Origin of the sequence: Sorangium sp. So ce1504 (assembly GCF_051521635.1) — a bacterium.
GTDB classification, from domain to species: Bacteria; Myxococcota_A; Polyangia; order Polyangiales; family Polyangiaceae; genus Sorangium; species Sorangium cellulosum_B.
The window spans coordinates 6,843,899-6,860,985 of record NZ_CP150365.1 but is presented as its reverse complement, the minus strand read 5'-3'; the positions used below and the strand labels follow the sequence as shown (position 1 = coordinate 6,860,985).

General features: G+C 70.2%; 14 protein-coding genes. 7 read left to right on the top strand and 7 right to left on the bottom strand.

Annotated features, from left to right (window positions below; translation table 11 throughout):
- Window positions 1-47: 47 nt before the first annotated feature.
- Window positions 48-692, bottom strand: coding sequence for an NUDIX hydrolase (locus WMF39_RS25660; protein ID WP_437739109.1), 645 nt, complete (start codon window positions 690-692; stop codon window positions 48-50).
- A 160-nt stretch (window positions 693-852) separates the two neighbouring features.
- A complete protein-coding gene (locus WMF39_RS25655) occupies window positions 853-2,517 on the bottom strand; it encodes a carboxylesterase/lipase family protein (RefSeq protein ID WP_437739108.1) in 1,665 nt (554 codons plus the stop codon).
- A 280-nt stretch (window positions 2,518-2,797) separates the two neighbouring features.
- On the opposite strand from WMF39_RS25655, the gene WMF39_RS25650 reads away from it, so the two are divergent.
- Complete coding sequence (locus tag WMF39_RS25650) at window positions 2,798-4,720, top strand: hypothetical protein (protein ID WP_437739107.1); 1,923 nt, start codon at window positions 2,798-2,800, stop codon at window positions 4,718-4,720.
- Between the two features lie 39 nt (window positions 4,721-4,759).
- Here the strand turns inward: WMF39_RS25650 and WMF39_RS25645 are convergent, their stop codons facing one another.
- The 4 genes from WMF39_RS25645 to WMF39_RS25630 all read right to left on the bottom strand — a co-directional run bounded on the left by WMF39_RS25645 (window position 4,760) and on the right by WMF39_RS25630 (window position 9,635).
- Window positions 4,760-6,574, bottom strand: a complete 1,815-nt coding sequence (locus tag WMF39_RS25645) for a carboxypeptidase-like regulatory domain-containing protein (RefSeq protein ID WP_437739106.1) — start codon at window positions 6,572-6,574, stop codon at window positions 4,760-4,762.
- A 287-nt stretch (window positions 6,575-6,861) separates the two neighbouring features.
- Window positions 6,862-8,136 carry a sulfate reduction electron transfer complex DsrMKJOP subunit DsrP gene (gene dsrP, locus WMF39_RS25640; RefSeq protein WP_437739105.1) on the bottom strand — a complete coding sequence of 425 codons (1,275 nt, stop codon included), beginning with the start codon at window positions 8,134-8,136 and terminating at the stop codon, window positions 6,862-6,864.
- Between the two features lie 15 nt (window positions 8,137-8,151).
- Window positions 8,152-9,054, bottom strand: a complete 903-nt coding sequence (locus tag WMF39_RS25635) for a 4Fe-4S dicluster domain-containing protein (RefSeq protein WP_012237337.1) — start codon at window positions 9,052-9,054, stop codon at window positions 8,152-8,154.
- Window positions 9,051-9,635 (bottom strand): hypothetical protein, encoded by a 585-nt coding sequence (locus WMF39_RS25630; RefSeq protein WP_437739104.1) that lies wholly within the window; start codon window positions 9,633-9,635, stop codon window positions 9,051-9,053. Before WMF39_RS25630 ends, WMF39_RS25635 begins: the two co-directional genes overlap by 4 nt.
- Window positions 9,636-9,939: 304 nt before the next feature.
- On the opposite strand from WMF39_RS25630, the gene WMF39_RS25625 reads away from it, so the two are divergent.
- Genes WMF39_RS25625 through WMF39_RS25610 form a run of 4 tightly spaced genes read left to right on the top strand, consistent with a single transcriptional unit; the run spans window position 9,940 to window position 13,725 of the window.
- Window positions 9,940-10,182, top strand: coding sequence for a hypothetical protein (locus WMF39_RS25625; RefSeq protein ID WP_012237335.1), 243 nt, complete (start codon window positions 9,940-9,942; stop codon window positions 10,180-10,182).
- Window positions 10,179-12,602 carry a molybdopterin-dependent oxidoreductase gene (locus WMF39_RS25620; protein WP_437739103.1) on the top strand — a complete coding sequence of 808 codons (2,424 nt, stop codon included), beginning with the start codon at window positions 10,179-10,181 and terminating at the stop codon, window positions 12,600-12,602. The genes WMF39_RS25625 and WMF39_RS25620 overlap by 4 nt, the downstream gene beginning before the upstream one ends.
- On the top strand, window positions 12,599-13,372 hold the full coding sequence (locus tag WMF39_RS25615; RefSeq protein ID WP_437739102.1) for a nitrate reductase cytochrome c-type subunit: 774 nt from the start codon (window positions 12,599-12,601) through the stop codon (window positions 13,370-13,372). Before WMF39_RS25620 ends, WMF39_RS25615 begins: the two co-directional genes overlap by 4 nt.
- Window positions 13,369-13,725, top strand: coding sequence for a hypothetical protein (locus WMF39_RS25610; RefSeq protein WP_437739101.1), 357 nt, complete (start codon window positions 13,369-13,371; stop codon window positions 13,723-13,725). The genes WMF39_RS25615 and WMF39_RS25610 overlap by 4 nt, the downstream gene beginning before the upstream one ends.
- A gap of 46 nt (window positions 13,726-13,771) precedes the next feature.
- Here WMF39_RS25610 and manA read toward each other — a convergent pair whose 3' ends face one another.
- Window positions 13,772-14,971, bottom strand: a complete 1,200-nt coding sequence (gene manA, locus WMF39_RS25605; RefSeq protein WP_437739100.1) for a mannose-6-phosphate isomerase, class I — start codon at window positions 14,969-14,971, stop codon at window positions 13,772-13,774.
- Window positions 14,972-15,097: 126 nt separating this feature from the next.
- Between manA and WMF39_RS25600 the strand changes: the two genes are divergently transcribed.
- Together WMF39_RS25600 and WMF39_RS25595 are read left to right on the top strand one after the other, a co-directional pair.
- Window positions 15,098-15,811, top strand: a complete 714-nt coding sequence (locus tag WMF39_RS25600) for an MmcQ/YjbR family DNA-binding protein (protein ID WP_437739099.1) — start codon at window positions 15,098-15,100, stop codon at window positions 15,809-15,811.
- 219 nt (window positions 15,812-16,030) lie between these two features.
- On the top strand, window positions 16,031-17,065 hold the full coding sequence (locus WMF39_RS25595) for an endonuclease/exonuclease/phosphatase family protein (protein ID WP_437739098.1): 1,035 nt from the start codon (window positions 16,031-16,033) through the stop codon (window positions 17,063-17,065).
- Window positions 17,066-17,087: the final 22 nt, after the last annotated feature.

Genomic DNA, 17,087 nt, shown 5'->3' with positions numbered 1-17,087 from the left:
AGGGGAACGCGGCCAGCGACGCCGCGGCAGACTGGCTGATCCGGCGGCTACGGGAGCTGCCGGTGAAGCACCTCGAAGAGCTGCTTCAGCATGAGGTACGTCAGCCCCCAGACGACCCGCTCGTCCACGAGCAGGCACGGGAGCTGGAGGACGTTTCCCTCGTGCGTGTACGCATAACGCGAGGTGCGCTCGCCGCGCGCGAGCGGCCCGAGCGGCGTCCAGAGCGCCTCGGCCACCTCGTCGCTCAGGGTGAGCTCCGGCGTGGAGCGCAGCGCGAAGACGAACGGGGCGACGATCATCCCGGCGCGCCGCCCGCGCGCGACCGCCGGGACCTCGGGGAGGCGCGCGAGCAGGGTCCCGTGCGCCGCGAGGTCGATCCCCACCTCCTCCCGCGTCTCGCGGATCGCGGTGGCGAGCAGGCTCTCGTCCGCCGGCTCGCGCCGCCCGCCCGGGAGCGCCATGTGCCCCGACCAGGGATCGGCCGGGTGATCGGCCCGGCGGATCAGGAGGAGCTCGGCTTCCCCGGGCTCCCGGCCCTCCGCAAGAGGATCGAGCGCCGTGCCCAGAGGCCCCGCCGGCGCCCGCAAAATAGCGGCGACCGCGGCCTGGCGCTCCTGCGTGAGCAGGTCGAGCGCGGCCTCGCGCGCGTCGAGGCGGGCCATGATGGCGGCGAGGTCGTAGGAGGAGAGCACCGTGGGCAGGATAGCATAATATCTATCGCTATTTAGCGCGCGGCGGCGGCGCTCGGGGATCGCGCTCGCGGCGGGCCCGGACTCAACACTCAAGCCGCGCAGGCCGCTCGCCGGGCCTCGGCCATGGCGTGACGCGCCGCGGCCCTCCGTGCGAGCACCGTCAGGGAGCCGCCGTGGCGAAGGTGTCCCACGCGTCGCAGAGCTCTCCCTTCAGACCGGCCTGCGGAGCGATGTCGCGATCGAGGGTGAGGCTCTCGTCCCCCTCCGCCTCATACCTCGGCCACGCGACGGCGCCCTCGCCGTTGGGGTCCCCGCTCGCCGCGTGGCGCGACCAGTACCCCATGATTTGCTGCGACATCTCGAGCTCACCCTCGGTCAGCGGCTCCGGCAACACCAGCGTCGGGTTGCCGAACACGAACTTGATCTCGGCAGAATGGAAGGAGCCGAGATCGCCGAGCAGCGAGCTCTCGGGCGCATAGGTGAAATGATAGAGATACGTCGCTGCGCCGCCGCCCGCGATCGCGCGCGCCGCCCGCCGCGTCGGGCACACGAACATCGAATCACCCAGCGCCGCGATCGCCGCCGCCTGCGCCGAGCCGTAGGTCTCGCTCGGATAGAGCGCCACCACCTCCTCGCCGTGGCCCGGGGCGAGCGTCTCGGCGAACGCCTCGAACGCGGCGTCGTCGGCGACCGCCGCGGACTCCCCCCAGAGCGTGACGAAGAGCGTGCCCTCATCCGCGTTGCTGCCGAGGATCGTCGGCACCTTCTCGAAGCTCCCGGCCTCGAGGAGCTTGCCCGGCGTGTCGGGGAGGTTCCATCCGTCGACGACCGGGAACCACGTCGGGCCGGCGCCCTCGAGGAAGGCCGCGCCCCGCGGCAGCGCGCTCATGATCTCCTGGGCCGACTTGCCGCGGAGGCACTCGAGGACGGAAGGCGCGTCGGTGCAGCCCAGCGCCTCGACGAACTCTTGGCCCTGCGCGCTGGCCGTCGCCTCGTCCGCGGCGGAGTCGCACGGTCCGCTCTCGATGATGGCGGTATGGAACAGGCCTTTGCTCCTGGGCGACACCAGGTGCATGCAGACGCTGATGCCGCCCGCGGACTCGCCGAGCAGGGTGACCCTGCCAGGATCCCCGCCGAACGCGGCGATGTTGGCCTTGACCCATTCGAGCGCGGCGCGCTGGTCCTCCAGGCCGTACGCGCCCGTCGAGGGGTGATCGGGATCCTCCGACTTGAGCTCCGGGAGGGCGAGGAACCCGAGCGGGCCAAGGCGGTAGTTGAAGGTGACCACCACCGATCCGGTCGCCTCGGAGAGCGCCCGGCCGTCGTAATCGGCCTCCCCGCCGCTGCCGAGCTCGAAGCCGCCGCCATGAATCCAGACGAGGACGGGTATGGACGAGGACGCCGGGCGCTCGGGCGTCCAGACGTTCAGGGTGAGGCAGTCCTCTCCCGAGCTCTCATTGAAGCCCGGGGTGAGCAGGTTCAGCTGCGAGCAGGGGATGCCCACCTCGACGGCAGGCCGCGGCTCGGTCCACGGCTCGTGCGGCGCGGGCGATCTCCAGCGCAGCTCCCCGACCGGCGGCGCGGCGTACGGGATGCCCAGGAAGGTGCGCGTCGCGCCGACGAGCGCGCCCTCCACCGGACCCGCCTCCGTCTCGACGAGCGGCGCAGTCGCCTCGCCGCCGGACCCACCGGCGCCGCCCGAGCCACCGGCGCCGCCCGAGCCACCGGCGCCGCCCGAGCCACCGGCGCCGCCCGCGCCGCCGGAGCCCTCCAGAGCCGGCTCGCTCGAGCTGCAGGCGGCAGCGAGCAAGCCAAGAAGAATCATGTGCGACAATGAAGGTCGAATGGGCATGATCGTCTCCGTCAAGAGCAAATCGTGAATGCAGGACCGTGCGAAGAGGAGAGCGCGGCGCCGAGGACGTGGGTGGCGATGAAGGCCGCCAGTCGGCGGAGCGACGTTCTGTGCACGCGGAATTCAACCATGAAGCGCGAGCGGTGGTGCTGGAATCTGACGTCGCTGTCTGAGAAGCTCCCACGGTGACAGCTTCGTGCCGTGGGGCAGGGCAACCTTGACACGGCGAAGGGCGCGAACTCCTTCTGTGCCCATGGCAACTCATCGAAAAGACGGGATCGCGGGCGGCGCTGGGCGTCGAGGGGCTTCGGCGCATGCGTACCAGGGCCGCGCGGCCCGCATCGGGAGATCAGGCTGCTCCGGGCTGCTGGCCTGCATGGTGATGGCCGGGAGCGCGTGCAGCTCGGATCCGGACCCCGGGGGGGCCGGGGGGACCGGCGGCACGGCCGCGTCCAGCGGGAGCGCGGGCGGCGAGGGCGCAACCACGGCGACCGGCGCGGGGGGAGAGGGGGGTGGAGGCGACATCACGCCGGTCATGCCCGATATCCACCCCGAGGTGTTCGGCACGTTCGACACGTCCGAGCTGACGGTGTTCGCGTTCAGCCAGGTGGAGGTGAACGAGGCGGATCCCCAGGTGCTGGAGCTCGCCCCGGACATGGTGCCGAGAGCGTGGCAGCGCTGGCGCGACACCGGAATCCAGGCCGACGACTATGACGCCGAGTACCTGGCGAGCTGCCGAGAGCGCGGCATCCGCTTCGTCGCGGGCAGCACCGCATCCATCGTCTTCGAGGACGAGGTCGACAGCGAGGAGCAGTTTCTGGAGCAGACCACGCGCAACGCCGCGGGCGAGCTCGTCGCCCACGACCAGATCGTGCCAGGCGCCCACCGGTCGAGCATGGCGTCCCCGAGCTACCGCGCGCGGCTCGTCGAGATGGGCAAGCTCCAGATCGACCTCGGCGTCGACGGGCTGAACTTCGACGAGATCAACGGAGGCTACGGGGGCGCGGAGTACGACGGCAACGAGGGGTTCGACGACCACCATGTCGCGGACTTCGGCAACTATCTCTGTCGCAAGCACGGCGGCCGTCCGGACGGCTGGCAGCAGGGGTTCGATCTCCTCCCCGAGGACGGGCTCGATTGCGGAGGGGCGCCCGAGACCGCCGGGAGAGGCTTCGATTTCCGCGGTTACCTCCAGCGCGTGAACGCCACGGCGAAGCCCTTCGACAGCGGGAACGAGCTGCTCGTCGAGGAGTGGGGCCGGACCGTGGGAAACCGTCCAGACCCGCAGCTCGGGACCTTCGTCGAGGTCTATCCGGCGCTCGTCTACTGGCAGGAGGTGGTGCTCGAGCTCCGCCGCTACGCGCGCGAGCAGCACGGCCGCGAGATCTTCATCTCGTCGAACGGCATCGTGCCGTTCGTCGACATGCAGAGCGTGGGCCTGTACGACTGGAACATCGACGGCGACGGCCCGCGCGGCATGAACTGGGTGCCTGTCGTGGAGGGACACCTCGACGGGACCGTGTCGTTCCAGACAGCCCTGCGGGGGCTCAAGGCGCGCTCGAAGCGCGTTCAAGAGCTCGTCGGCGGCAAGGAAGTCCCGCTGATGCTGTTCCTGGACTGGCCGAACGACATGATGAACCGCTACTACGGGCTCCCGCTGGAGGAGCGGAAGGACTATTTCCGCGTCTTCGCCGCGGAGGCCTACGCGAACGGCCTGTACTTCGCCCTGCCGCTGCACACGACAACGGACGAGAGCACGGCGACCGCGCTCGAGATGATGGAGTTCTTCGCGCGCTTCCGCGACTTCTACAAGTCCCACGAGGACCTGGTCCACGGAGCGACGGACGTCCCAGGGCCCGTGACCCTCTCCTTCGAGGAGTGCGCGTCCGCCGAGCAGCCCGAGGCGTGCGCGGGCGAGAAGAAGATGAGCCACAACCTCGTGCGCCTCGCGGACGGCCGCACGGTGCTCCACGTGATCAACCACGAGTACAGCGCAGGTGTGGTGGAGCAGGCGGGAGTGACGGCGAGCTTCCCCATGGACGCGAGCCCGACGCAGGTCACTGTCGCGTCGATCGACTTCGAGGAAGATCGCGTGGTGCCCTTCTCGTACGAGGACGGCGTGGTCACGGCCGTGGTCGGGGCGCTCCCGGCCTCCGTCGCGATCGTCGCGGAGTGAGCCGGGCAGCGCTGTCCACCCAGAACGCCTGGGGGGTCGTTACTGGCCTGTGACGTAGAACACGCCGCGCAGATCCTCGGTCGCGGAGATGGCGCCCGGCTCGCCGCCCGGGGAGCGCCAGGAGGTCACGCGGAACTGATAGTACATGCCCGGATCGAGGGGACCGCCGTACTCGACCGAGACCTCGTCGACGCCGCTCGATCCCGGGATGCTCGGCCCAGCGCACGTCGGGTCGTCCCCGAGGCACCACACGAGGTCGCCATAGGCGTTGTAGACGACCACGGTATAGAAATCCTCGCTGGAGTCGTCTCCCCACCGGAGCGTGGGCGCGGCCGTCACCGGCTCGGGATCCGTCGCGCCCGGGCCGATCAACGGCAGCGACTCGGTGATCTTGAACGAGGTCGGCAGCGAGACGTCCTCGCCGGGGCTCGGCATCTCCACGGTGACGAGCTGCGTGCCGGCGATGTTCGGATCGGGATCGCGGACGAGGCTGTCGTTCTCGAACGCGGCCAGCACCACGTATTTGCCAGCGGGTACGCCGGAGATGCTGAACTCACCGCTCACGTCGGGCGGCCCGCTGAGCGGCGTGCGCAGCCCTCGCGGCACCTCCCCGCGGACGAAGGTGTCGTTGAACGTGGACGCGACGACGACCACGACGCTTGTGGTCGAGCCGCCAGGAGCGTCGACGATGTTGAGCGTGCCAGTCAGGGTGCCGAGGGCGGCGTCCGAGCGCGCCAGATCCACGCCCGTGACCGCCGTGTCACCGACCTCCGCGGCCTTCGGATCGAGCGCGAGCCCCGCCGCGTAGCCGCTCACCGAGTAGCCGCCGGCCGGCACGTTGAAGATGGTGTAGGCGCCGCCGCGATCGGTCACCGCGCTGAACCCCTTGCCGCCCTCGTCCTCGGCCACGACGAGCACGCCGCCGGACTGCTCGTCCGCGAGCACCGAGCCCGAGATGCTCGGCAGCCCCCGCTGGTCCTCGGGCAGCGGGATCAGCGCGATATCCGTGAGCGCGGTCTCGATGCTCCACCCGTCGTCGCCCGACGTCGCCTCGCTGGAGGCGATCGGCAGGGCGGTGCGGAGCCCACCGGGGAAGGGCTGGTGGTCCTGCGCGCTCGCCCGCAGCGTGAAGATCACGTCCCCGATCGGCGCGCCGTTCTCCGTGCGGGGCACCGGCACCTCGAGCACGTAATTCCCTGCGGCGTCGGTGATCGTCACGTCCGTGATCGCGGTCGCCTGATCATCGAGCGCGAGCACGAGCGCGCCCTCGATGCCCGCGGTGCTCTCGGAGTCGAAGACGGTCCCTCTCGCCAGCACGGGCGGATAACACGCATGGTCGCCTGCGACGAGCTCGGCGCAGGTGAGCCCGCCCGCGCACAGCGGGGCCTCCGGATCGCACGCGCCGCCTTCGGCGATGCCACAGATTCCCCCTCCGTCTCGCGTCTTGCCGCAGACCGCGTCGTCGAGGCAGAGATCGGGGCCCGCTGGATCGCACGCGCCGCCAGGCGGCGTCTGGCAGGTTCCGTCAGCGCCGCACGTCGTGCCTTCTGCGCAGAAGTCCTTCGCGTCCCCGGCGCAGGGGCCTCCGAGCGGAACTCGGCATGTGCCGTCGTCGCCACAGACGGCATCGCCCAGGCAATAGTCTGTGCCGCCCGCATCGCAGCCGGCGCCCGGCGGCGCATAACAGATGTGGTCCTCGCCGCCCTCGGCGCACACGAGGCCGCTCGGGCAGCCGTCATCCGGAGCACATTCATCGCCGGCCTTCTCCGGGTCAGGCCCGCAGCCCAGCGCGACGAGCGGAAGAGCGACGGCGGCGGCCTGCGCGGCCAGACGAGCGTACTCGGCAACTTTCATTGAAGTGTCCTCCCTCTTGTAAGTTGAAATGCGACGCGGTCGCCAGCGCGGCTCAGCGCTCTCTCGCCCGGGCAATCTGGATGACGTGAGGTGATTGCCACTCTCGCCCTGGGTCAACGAGCTGGCCAGCACATGCCCCCTGCAGTGCCCGGGCGATCCGTGGACGGCTCAGCTTTTATATTGTCCGAGGAAGTGCCACTTTCCGGGCCAACGACCACGCAGGCCGACACGCGCGCTCGAGCGACGCCAAAGGTGTGTCCGGCGGCGCGCCATGCCACACAGCAGCGCTATTGCGCGAGCGGCGGCGCGTGCTCGTCCGTGCGGGTGGCACCGGAGCGCGGCTCGACCGACATCTCGCCGGTGAGCACCGTCAGCGCGACCTTGATGGCGATCGTGAGCACCATGAACCCGACGGCCCAGACGCCCGCCGTGATCTTCCACTCGGCCATCGAGGGCACGTACTCGACGAGCTCGTGCAGGGTGCTCGGCACGAAGCCCGGGATGATGAGGCCCATGCCCTTCTCGATCCAGACGCCGGCGAAGGCGGCGACGCAGGCCGCGTTGAGGTAGGCGCGGCTCCCGCGGCTCGCCGGCAGGTGCAGGAGCGCCGCGGAGGTTACGTTCAGCGCGACCGCCGACCAGATCCACGGCACGAGCGCGCTCTTGCCGTGCAGGCCGAAGAACAGGTAGGTCACCGCGGTGCTGTGCGTGCCGCCGGTGTAGAGCGACGTGAAGAGCTCCGAGCCCAGCATGAACAGGTTGAGCAGGACGGTCACGCGGAGCACGGAGGTGAGCGTGCGGATCGGCCCGTCGCCCACGCGAAACCGGGTCAGCCGGGCGACGAGCTGGAGCAGCAGGATCACGAAGGCCGGGCCGGTGATGAAGGCAGAGGCGATGAAGCGGGGGGCGAGCAGCGCCGAGTTCCAGAAGGGGCGGCCGCCGAGGCCCGCGTAGAGGAACGCCGTCACCGTGTGGATCGACACCGCCCAGCCGATGGACAGGAACACGAACGGCAGATACCACTTCCTGTCCGGCTTCCTGCCCAGGTACCTCGTGTAGATGAGGTAGCCCGAGATGTGCAGGTTGATGAACAGGTAGCCGTTCAGGACGATGACGTCCCAGGTCAGCATCGAGATCGGCCAGTTGAACCGCCCGAGCCCAGGCAAGATGTGCCAGAACCTGTCCGGGCGCCCCATGTCGGCCACGATGAACAGGAGGCACACGACGATGGCGGCGATCGCGAGCAGCTCGCCGAGGATCACGACGTCGTGCATCTCGTGGTCGTCGTAGAGATACGCCGGGATCACCATCATCACGGCGCCCGCCGCGAGCCCCACGCCGAAGGTGAAGTTCGCGATGTAAAGGCCCCACGAGACGTGGTCGCTCATGCCGGTGACCCGCATGCCCTCGGCGAGCTGGTGGGCCCAGGCGTTCGCGCCCACGAGGGCGATCGCCGTGAGCACGGTCATCCAGAGATAGAAGCGCCACGAGCCCTCGAAGCTCTGGCCGATGACCCGGAGCAGGAAGCGCGGGTAGGTGATGGCGTGCGTGTCCTTGCCCATCGTGGCTCCGCTCGCTCAGACGTCGAAGAAGTAGAAGAAGCGCGGCCGCGTGCCGAGCTCCTCCTTGAGGATGAAGATCCGCTTGTTCTCGAGCACCCAGCGGATCTCGCTCTTCGGATCCAGGAGGTTGCCGAAGACGCGCGCGCCCGTGGGGCAGGCCTCGAGGCAGGCCGGCATCCGGCCCTCGCGCGTCCGATGCAGGCAGAAGGTGCATTTCTCCACGACGCCCTGGGGCCGGATGCGGTTCGACAGGTAACCCTGGTCCGGGTTGATCTCGTCCGCGGGCACCTCGGGCTTCGTCCAGTTGAAGCGCCGCGCGTGGTAGGGGCAGGCGGCCTCGCAGTAGCGGCAGCCGATGCACCAGTTGTAATCGACGGCGACGATGCCGTCGGGCTCCTTCCAGGTCGCCTGGACGGGGCAGACCTTCACGCAAGGCGCGTTGTCGCACTGCTGGCACTGCACCGGCAGGTAGTACTTGCCCTTCGCGGGCACGGCGTGCTCGTACGTCGCGTCGCCCTTCTCCATGTCGAAGCTGCCCTGATCCATCTCGAGCACGCGAATGTAGGAGTTGTTCGTGCGCCGATCGTGGTTGTTCTCCACGTGGCACGCCTCCACGCACTTGCGACAGCCGATGCACACGCTCAGGCTGAGCGCGTAGCCGAACTGCACCCCTTCCTGCGGGCGGACGTCGCGGATCGTGACCTCGCGGCCGTACTCCTCGCGCGTCTCTCGCTCGAGGCGGTCGATGACCTCGGCGAGCTCTTCCCTCGTGAGCTCCTTGTAGTGGCGCTGCAGGAACTGATCGAGCGAGAGGTCCTTGCTCCACGCGCGGAGCGGCTCCATCGCGTGGGCGAACGCGGAGGCGCCGAGCGTGGCTCCGAGCACCTTGAGCGCGACGCGCCTGGATGTCTGGGTCATCGGTGGGCTCCTTCTCCTGCGCCGCGCGCCTCCACGAAGCGGTCGCGCGGGGGCAGGACGGGCATCGACGGCTGGAACGCCGGCACGTGCGGATCGTGGCAGTCGACGCAGTGGTTGCGCACCCGCGCGCCGCCCGCGTAACTGCCGTTCATCCCGCCATGAGCCCCGTTCGCGTAGTCGCGGAGCTGGGGGCCGTGGCACTGGGCGCAGAGCTGCATGGCGTCGCGCATCGGGAGGAGCGCGCCATCGGCCTTGCGCAGCGTGTCCTGCTCGCCGATCACATGGCACGAGGCGCAGCTCAGCCCGCCGTGCTCGAACCTCAGCCCGACGTGGAACTCGTCGAGCTCCGCCGTCGAGGTCGGCAGCGCACCGGGTCTGCGGAGCGAATGGCACGTCACGCACGCCGCGCGGATCGGCCGGCCCAGCGAGTCCCGCTTGTCCGTGGCGACACCGGAGAGCTTGTCAGGGTGGTGGATGCTCGCGGAGGCGATCGGCGTCGCGTCGAGCGCGGGGCGCAGCCCGAGCGGCTGGTCGCGACCCTGGCAGCCTGCCGCGTGCGCCACGCAAAGGAGTCCCAGCATCGCGGCGGCCCCGGGAAGATGAAGAGAGGAGTGCACGGCGCGATTCACATCGCACGCCACGTGCCATCGCGCGCGTCCGGGGCGGCGCCGCGGCCCGCGGCTCCGCGCGGTGCAGGGCGCGCGTCCGGACGCACCGTTTGCGCTGCCCCGCGGTCCGCGCGCGCCAGGGATCTCCGGTGAGGCGCAGGGCGCACGCCGCGATGGACGGGCCTCCCGGCGACGATCTCGCGTGGCGTGGACCTTGCGATGTGGCGCTCGACCCGCTCGAACACATCCACCCGATCAACCCCAACCAGGCGTTCCGATGCCCCTCAGTGCTCTTGTCATCACGCTCTCCGATGAGCCCAGCGCGCGAGCGCGGGCGTGTCGCTCGCTCGCCGCAGAGGCGGCGCTCTCGCTCGGTCCGCCCTGTGGTTCGAGGCTGCCCGCGATCGCCGAGACAGCGACCCTGCTCGCGGGCGAAGAGCTCGTGGAGCGGATGCTCTGCACCGACGGGGTGGACTTCGTCGACGTGGTCTCGGTCGACTTCTCGGATCTGGAGCCATGATGGATCGCCGCGATTTTCTGAGGTGCTCCGCGATGGGCGCGGCGACCGTGGCCGCCAGTCGGCTCGCGCTGGGCAAGGACGGCGTCGCCGCAGCCCAGGCGGCCCCCGGGGCGGGGACCGCCTCCGATGTGGTCTGGAACAAGGCGCCGTGCAGGTTCTGCGGCACCGGCTGCCACGTGCAGGTGGGCGTGAGAGGGGGCCGCGTGGTCGCGGTCGCGGGCGACCAGAGCGCGGACGTCAACAAGGGCCTGCTCTGCGTGAAGGGGTATCACGTCGGCCTCGCCCTCTACGGCAGAGACCGGCTCACGAAGCCGCTGCTCCGCAGGAACGGCAAGCTCGAGCCCATCGGCTGGGATGAGGCCATCGCGATCGTCGCGCGGCGCGCGATGCAGAACCCGGCGGGGTTCGCGCTCTACGGCAGCGGCCAGTGGACTATCCCCGAGGGGTACGCGGCCAACAAGCTCGTGAAGGCGGGGCTCGGGAACAACCAGATCGACCCGAACGCGCGCCTCTGCATGGCCTCTGCGGTGACAGGCTTCCTCTCCACCTACGGCGTGGACGAGCCGGCCGGCTGCTACGAGGATCTCGACAAGTGCGATGTGCTCCTCATGTGGGGGAACAACCCGGCCGAGATGCACCCCGTGCTCTTCTCGCGCGTCGTCGACCGGCGATCGAGGGGCGAGCAGGTGCTCCTCATCGATCTCACGACGCGGCGCACCCGCACCTCGGCCTTCTGCCAGCACACGCTGTATTTCAAGCCGAACACCGATCTTGCGATCGCGAACGGCATCGCGCACCTGCTCGTCGAGCGCGGGACGTTCGACCGGGCGTTCGTCGACAGGTTCTGCAACTTCCGCAAGCGGACGGAGCACCCCACCCTCGAGGGGCAGCCGATGAGCTTCGAGGAGTACAAGATGGCGCTCGCCGAATACACGCCGGAGCGCGTGGAGGCGATCTCGGGCGTCGCCGCGAAGGACATCCGGATGCTGGCGGATCTCTTCGGGCGCCGCGATCTGCGGATCACGAGCCTCTGGTGCATGGGGATGAACCAGCACACCCGCGGCACCGCGATCAACGATCTGGTGCACGGCGTGCACCTGCTCAGCGGCCATTTCGGCAAGCCCGGCGACGCCCCGACCAGCCTGACGGGTCAGCCGTCGGCCTGCGGCACGGTGCGCGAGGTCGGCACGCTCGCCCACGGGCTCCCCGGCGGTCTCGTCGTCACGAACGCAGAGCACCGGAAGGAGGCCGAGCACCTATGGAACCTGCCCGAGGGGCGGATCAACCCGAAGCCCGGCTACCACACGGTCGAGCTCTGGAAGCGCTTCTCGACCCCGAAGGAGCAGGGGGGCGACATCGACACCATCTGGGTCATGGTGACCAATCCAGGCCAGTCGTTGCCGAACACGAACGAGCTCTTCGACGCGAGCCGCAAGATCCCGGGCAAGTTCCTGATCGTGTCCGACGTCTACCCGACGGCCACGGTGCGCGCCGCGGACCTCGTCCTGCCCTCGGCCATGTGGGTCGAGAAGAACGGGATGTTCGGCAACTCCGAGCGCCGTACGCAGCAGTGGTTCAAGATGGTCGAGCCGCCCGGCGAGGCGCGGGACGATGCATGGCAGATCATCGCCGTGGCGCGCAAGCTCCACGACATGGGCTTCGCCGGGATGAAGGACAAGGACGGCCGTTTCCTGTTCGACATCCGGAAGGACGGCAAGGAGGTGCCGGTCTGGGACTACAGGCATTACCACGACGTCAACGTCGACGAGCAGCTCTTCGAGGAGTACCGCGAGTTCAGCCGGTTCAAGCACAAGGACCTGGCGCCGTACCGCGAGTACGTCAAGGCGCGGGGCCTGCGCTGGCCCGTCGTCGAGCAGCCCGACGGCTCGTGGCGCGAGACGCGGTTCCGCTTCGCGAGGTTCGACGACCCTTATGCCACGAAGGAGGAGATCCAGTTTTACCACTCGGTGACCAAGGACGACCGGGCGCTCATCTGGTTTCACCCCTACGAGCCGCCGCCCGAGTCGCCCGACGCGGAGTATCCCTTCTGGCTGTGCACGGGCCGCGTCCTCGAGCACTGGCACACGGGGTCGCTCACCATGAGGATACCCCAGCTACAGCGGGCGATGCCGCAGTCGTACCTGGAGATGAACCGCGAGGACGCGCGGACGCTAGGCGTCGGCGACGGCGAGGTCGTGATCCTGGAGAGCCGGCGTGGCGCGCTCGAGCTGCCTGTCTGGATCGAGGGCCGGGGCGCGCCGCCGCCTGGCACGGTGTTCGTGCCGTTCTTCGATGAGACGGTGATGGTGAACCGCGCGACGCTCGAGGCGTACGATCCGCTCTCGAAGCAGCCGGACTACAAGAAGTGCGCGGTCAGGATCCGCCGCAAACCGCAGGGCAAGCGGGGAGAGGCGCGATGAAGGACGCCCGCGGCCTGCACGTCGGCCTCGCCGCGATCGTCGCCGTCGCGGCGGCGGGCTACTTCTCGGGAGTCCGCGGCACGGAGCAGGGGGTCGCCGAGCTGCGCGGCGATCCCCCTCCGCCCTCGGCGAGCGTCGAGGCGCGCAGCTACGCCGACATGCGCGAGCGCGCGCACGGCCCGAACGCCGGCATGTACGAGGGCGCATTCGCCCGGCTCGAGGCGGCGGACGCCGATCTCTACGCGCCTGTCGAGCAGTCGGAGGCCGATCGAGAGGCGGCGCTCGAGCGGCGCGCTTCCCGCCGGGCTTATGACGGCGCGCCGCCCACGATCCCGCATCGCATCGAGCAGCTCGGCGCCCCGGATTGCCTTTCGTGCCACGAGCGCGGGCTGCGCGTCGCGAACCTCACCGCGCCCAGGATGAGCCACCGTCGCTACGAGAGCTGCACGCAGTGCCATGTCGTCGGCGCCGACCCGAGGCCGCTCGCGGAGACGCCGCCTCCGCCCGACAACACCTTTGCTGGCATGCCGTCGCCGCGGCGAGGCGCCCGCGCCTACGAGGGCGCGCCGCCCACGATCCCGCACCCGACGCTGATGCGCTCGGAGTGCGCGAGCTGCCATGGCGTCCATGGCGCCCTCGGCATGCGCTCGACCCACCCTTACCGGCAGAGCTGCACCCAGTGCCACGCGCCTTCGGCCGAGCTGGATCAGCGCGCGCCCAGGCCCCTTTCGGCGTGGCCGCCGCCGAGCATGGGAGCGGACAGGCCATGAAGCTCCCCTCCACGGAGGAGACGGATGTCGGTCCCGAGATCCCGCTGCCGCCCTTGCAGGAGGCCGTGCTCGACGACGCGACCCTCGATCAGCTCTTCTTCGACCTCGCCGAGGCCGCGGAGCTCGTCTCGGTGTCGCTCAAGGCCGGTGCGACCTCCCGCGCGGGGGATCTCCAGCGGGCCGGCAGCGCGGGCGGCGAGCTCGCCCTCGCCCGCCGCGCGCTCGGCGACGGGACCGCGCTCGGGGTGCAGATCCGTTATCGCTTCGCGGGCTCGGAGTGGTGGGACACGCTGCTCCAGGTCCCCTCCGGCGTGCGCCTCGTGCGCGTCCGGATCGAGGACGCCCTGGGATAGCGCGCCGCGTACGGGTGGCGCCGTCATTCGATGACCAGAGAGCGACTCAGAGGCCGACGGTAGCCCGGAAGAGCTGGCCGTGTCCCTCGATGGCGTAGCTCCCCGACGAGAACGGGACGAAGATCGAGCCACCCTGGCGGAGCTCGCGGGCAGCGCCGCGCGCGTCGACCAGCGAGGCCTGTCCCCGGGTGCAGAGGACGATCTCGGGGCCTCGGCGGTCATCGGTCCTCCAGGGGGCCGCGGCCTCGAGGTCGATGCGGGAGAGCCGGAACTCCGGCGCTGGGGTGTCATAAAAGGATTCCACGCCCACCCGGCGCGGCACGACGGGCTCGACACGCCACGGCGCGAAATCGAGGACGCGAACGAGCTCGTCGACGTTGACGCGCTTCGGCGTGAGCCCGCCGCGCAGCACGTTGTCGGAGCTCGCCATGATCTCGATCCCGACCCCTTGCACATAAGCGTGCAGACGGCGCGGCGGCAGGTACAGCGCCTCGCCCGGCTCGAGGTGCACGTCGTTGAGCAGGAGCGCGATCACGACGCCGACGTCGCCCGGGTAGAGCTCGTGCAGGCGGAGCGCCCAGCCAGCGGCCCGCGCGAGCCATCCGCCCGCCTGGGCGCGCTCCCGGCACGCCTCGACCACCGAGGACACGAGCTCGCGCCGGGCGGCCGGCTCGAGCGCGAGCAGGCCCTGGACGAGCCGCGCGACCGCGGCCGCGTCGATCACATCGGCGCCGCGCGGGACGAGCGCGTCCCCTGGGCCTCCGGCGAGGAGCTCGAAGACCTCCGGCAGCGCGGTGGCCGGCCGGAAACCGCAGAGGGCGTCGAACGGGGTGAGCGCGCAGATGAGCTCGGGTTTGTGGTGCGGGTCGCGGTAGGTGCGCTCGGGGGCGTCGACCGGGACGCCGGCGGCGTTCTCCGCGTCGAACCCGCGCCGCGCCTGCGCTTCGTCCGGGTGTGCCTGCAGCGACAGCGGCTGGTCGGCCGCGAGCACCTTGAGCAGAAAGGGGAGCCGAGCGCCGAAGCGTTCGCGCGTCGGTCCGCCGAGGAAGGCGTCTGCGTGCTCGGAGATCGCGTCGATCAGGCGCTCTCGGCCCCCGTCGAGCTCGATGCACGAGGAGGCTGCCGGGTGGGCTCCCATCCAGAGCTCGGCCTGCGGTTTGTCGGAGGGGCGCTGTCCGAGCAGCGTCGCGATGGCGTCCCGGGAGCCCCAGGCGTACTCCTGAACACGGTTCTCGAGCGAAAACATTGGGATAGCGCGCTCCTGCAAGGCGCCACCCTACCTCATGGCACCGGAGAAATCAGCTCTTGAGCGGGCGGTGAGGAGGCGCCGTTCCGGCTTTACGAGGTCGTGCGAGCGCTCTACGCTCGCCGGATGACGATGCGCCAGGACGACGCGAAGTTCACGCCCATCCTTGCGAGGCTGCGCGACGCCGCGCTGGCCTATCCCGAGGCCGTGGAGGAGTTCCCCTGGGGCGACCGTGTCGCCAAGGTGCGCGGGAAGATCTTCGTCTTCCTCAACACCCACGAAGGGAAGCTCGTTGTCACGGCGAAGCTCCCGCAGTCGGGCGAGGCCGCGCTCATGCTGCCGTTCGCGGAAGCCACGGGGTACAACCTCGGCAAGAGCGGCTGGGTGACGGCGCGCTTCGGGCCGAAGGATCGCGTGCCCGGGGCGATGCTGCTCGAGTGGATCGAGGAGAGCTATCGCGCGGTGGCGCCGAAGCGAGCTTTGCAGTCGCTGGATGGCGCGGCGCCGACGCCCGGGAGGCCAGGGAAGCCAATCAAGACGAGCGCTCCAGCAGCGCGTGCTGCGGCGAGCCAGCGAGAGGCGCACGCGACGGCCGCTGCCGCGGGGAAGGCTGCGGCGGAGAAGGGGACTCCCGCCAAGAGGGCTGTGGCGAAGAAGGGGGCTCCCGCCAAGAAGGTGGCAGCGGCGAAGGGAACTCCGGCAAAGAAGGCTGTGGCGAAGAAGGGGTCTCCCGCCAAGAAGGCTGTGGCGGAGAAGGGAACTCCGGCGAAGAAGGCTGCGGCGAAGAAGGGGTCTCCCGCCAAGAAGGCGGCGGAGAAGGAGAGCCGGCGAAGTCCATAACGCTTGTGAACGAGGCGGCGCCAGCGGACGCGGCCAGCGCGCCCGGCCGGTGAGGCTGAGTGCGTTCGTCGCCGCCCCCGCGCGTCGAGACGGACTCTACACGCCGACGGAGGAACATCGATGCGCCACCGCGAGCCATCCAGGGATGCGTCGTCCGAGCCGCAACCGCAACCCGCCAGGCCTCCTTCGTCCCCACCACGCTGGCGCCGGCTCCGGTTCGTGGTGCTCGCCGTCGCCGTGCTCTACCTCCTCGCGGTCGCGTCGATCTGGCTCGCCCTGCCCATCGTGGGCGACCGATGGTGGCCAGGGACGCTCTTTCTCTTCGGCCCGCGTCAGATAGTCGCCGTCCCTCTCCTCGTGATCGTGCCCGCCGCGCTCCTCGTGCAGCGCCGCGCTCTCCTCCCGGCGGCGCTGGCATCGGTGATCGTGGCCGGGCCGATCCTCGGTTTCTCGTTCTCGCTCCGGGCCCTTTCCGGAGACGCCGACAGTCCCGATCTGCGCGTCGCCTCTTTCAACACGGGGAGCCGCGCCATGAACATCGATCGACTCAAGGGCTTCGTGGCCGAGACCCGGCCCGACGTGCTCGCGCTGCAGGAGTGCTCGGCGTCGGAGCCGGAGCTGAACGCGGCATTTCCAGGATGGTCCGTCCACGTCGATACCGGGATGTGCCTTGTGAGCCGGCACCCTCTCCTCAAGGTCGAGTCCAGGGATCGCCGCGACGTCTGGAATCAAGGCGGCCACGGCGCGATCCTCCGCTACGCGATCGCGCTGCCGGACGCGCTGCGGCCGAGCTCGGAGGAGCCGCGCGGGACCCGTGTCTTCAGCTTCCTCAACCTGCATCTGGAGACGCCCCGCGAGGCGATCGAGGCGCTGATCCACGGCCTGTGGAAGCAGGCAGCGGAGCACGACCGCGTCATCGCATTGCGTGTCTGGGAGTCCGAGCTCGCGCGGCAGTGGGTCGACGAGGCGCCCTATCCGGTCGTCATCGCCGGCGACTTCAACATGCCGGTCGACAGCGCCATCTACCGGCGCTTCTGGGCAGGCTTCGAGAACGCGTTCTCGCGCGCCGGCCTGGGGTTCGGCGCGACGAAGCGGACGCGCTGGTTTGGCGTCCGCATCGACCACGTGCTCGCCGGGCCTGGCTGGACGACAGAGCGCGCATGGATCGGCCCGGATCTCGGCTCGGATCACCTCCCCATCGTCGCCGACCTGCGCTGGAGCGGTACCCCGCGCGAAGGGCGCGCGGAGCGCTAGCGCGGCGTCGCCGCGAGGACGA

Excerpts from the sequence above, each read along its gene's own strand:
- WMF39_RS25655 (WP_437739108.1), bottom strand. The coding sequence starts at position 2,517 with ATGATTCTTCTTGGCTTGCTCGCTGCCGCCTGCAGCTCGAGCGAGCCG.
- WMF39_RS25650 (WP_437739107.1), top strand. The coding sequence starts at position 2,798 with ATGGCAACTCATCGAAAAGACGGGATCGCGGGCGGCGCTGGGCGTCGA.
- WMF39_RS25645 (WP_437739106.1), bottom strand. The coding sequence starts at position 6,574 with ATGAAAGTTGCCGAGTACGCTCGTCTGGCCGCGCAGGCCGCCGCCGTC.
- dsrP (WP_437739105.1), bottom strand. The coding sequence starts at position 8,136 with ATGGGCAAGGACACGCACGCCATCACCTACCCGCGCTTCCTGCTCCGG.
- WMF39_RS25635 (WP_012237337.1), bottom strand. The coding sequence starts at position 9,054 with ATGACCCAGACATCCAGGCGCGTCGCGCTCAAGGTGCTCGGAGCCACG.
- WMF39_RS25630 (WP_437739104.1), bottom strand. The coding sequence starts at position 9,635 with ATGCTGGGACTCCTTTGCGTGGCGCACGCGGCAGGCTGCCAGGGTCGC.
- WMF39_RS25625 (WP_012237335.1), top strand. The coding sequence starts at position 9,940 with ATGCCCCTCAGTGCTCTTGTCATCACGCTCTCCGATGAGCCCAGCGCG.
- WMF39_RS25620 (WP_437739103.1), top strand. The coding sequence starts at position 10,179 with ATGATGGATCGCCGCGATTTTCTGAGGTGCTCCGCGATGGGCGCGGCG.
- WMF39_RS25615 (WP_437739102.1), top strand. The coding sequence starts at position 12,599 with ATGAAGGACGCCCGCGGCCTGCACGTCGGCCTCGCCGCGATCGTCGCC.
- WMF39_RS25610 (WP_437739101.1), top strand. The coding sequence starts at position 13,369 with ATGAAGCTCCCCTCCACGGAGGAGACGGATGTCGGTCCCGAGATCCCG.
- manA (WP_437739100.1), bottom strand. The coding sequence starts at position 14,971 with ATGTTTTCGCTCGAGAACCGTGTTCAGGAGTACGCCTGGGGCTCCCGG.
- WMF39_RS25600 (WP_437739099.1), top strand. The coding sequence starts at position 15,098 with ATGACGATGCGCCAGGACGACGCGAAGTTCACGCCCATCCTTGCGAGG.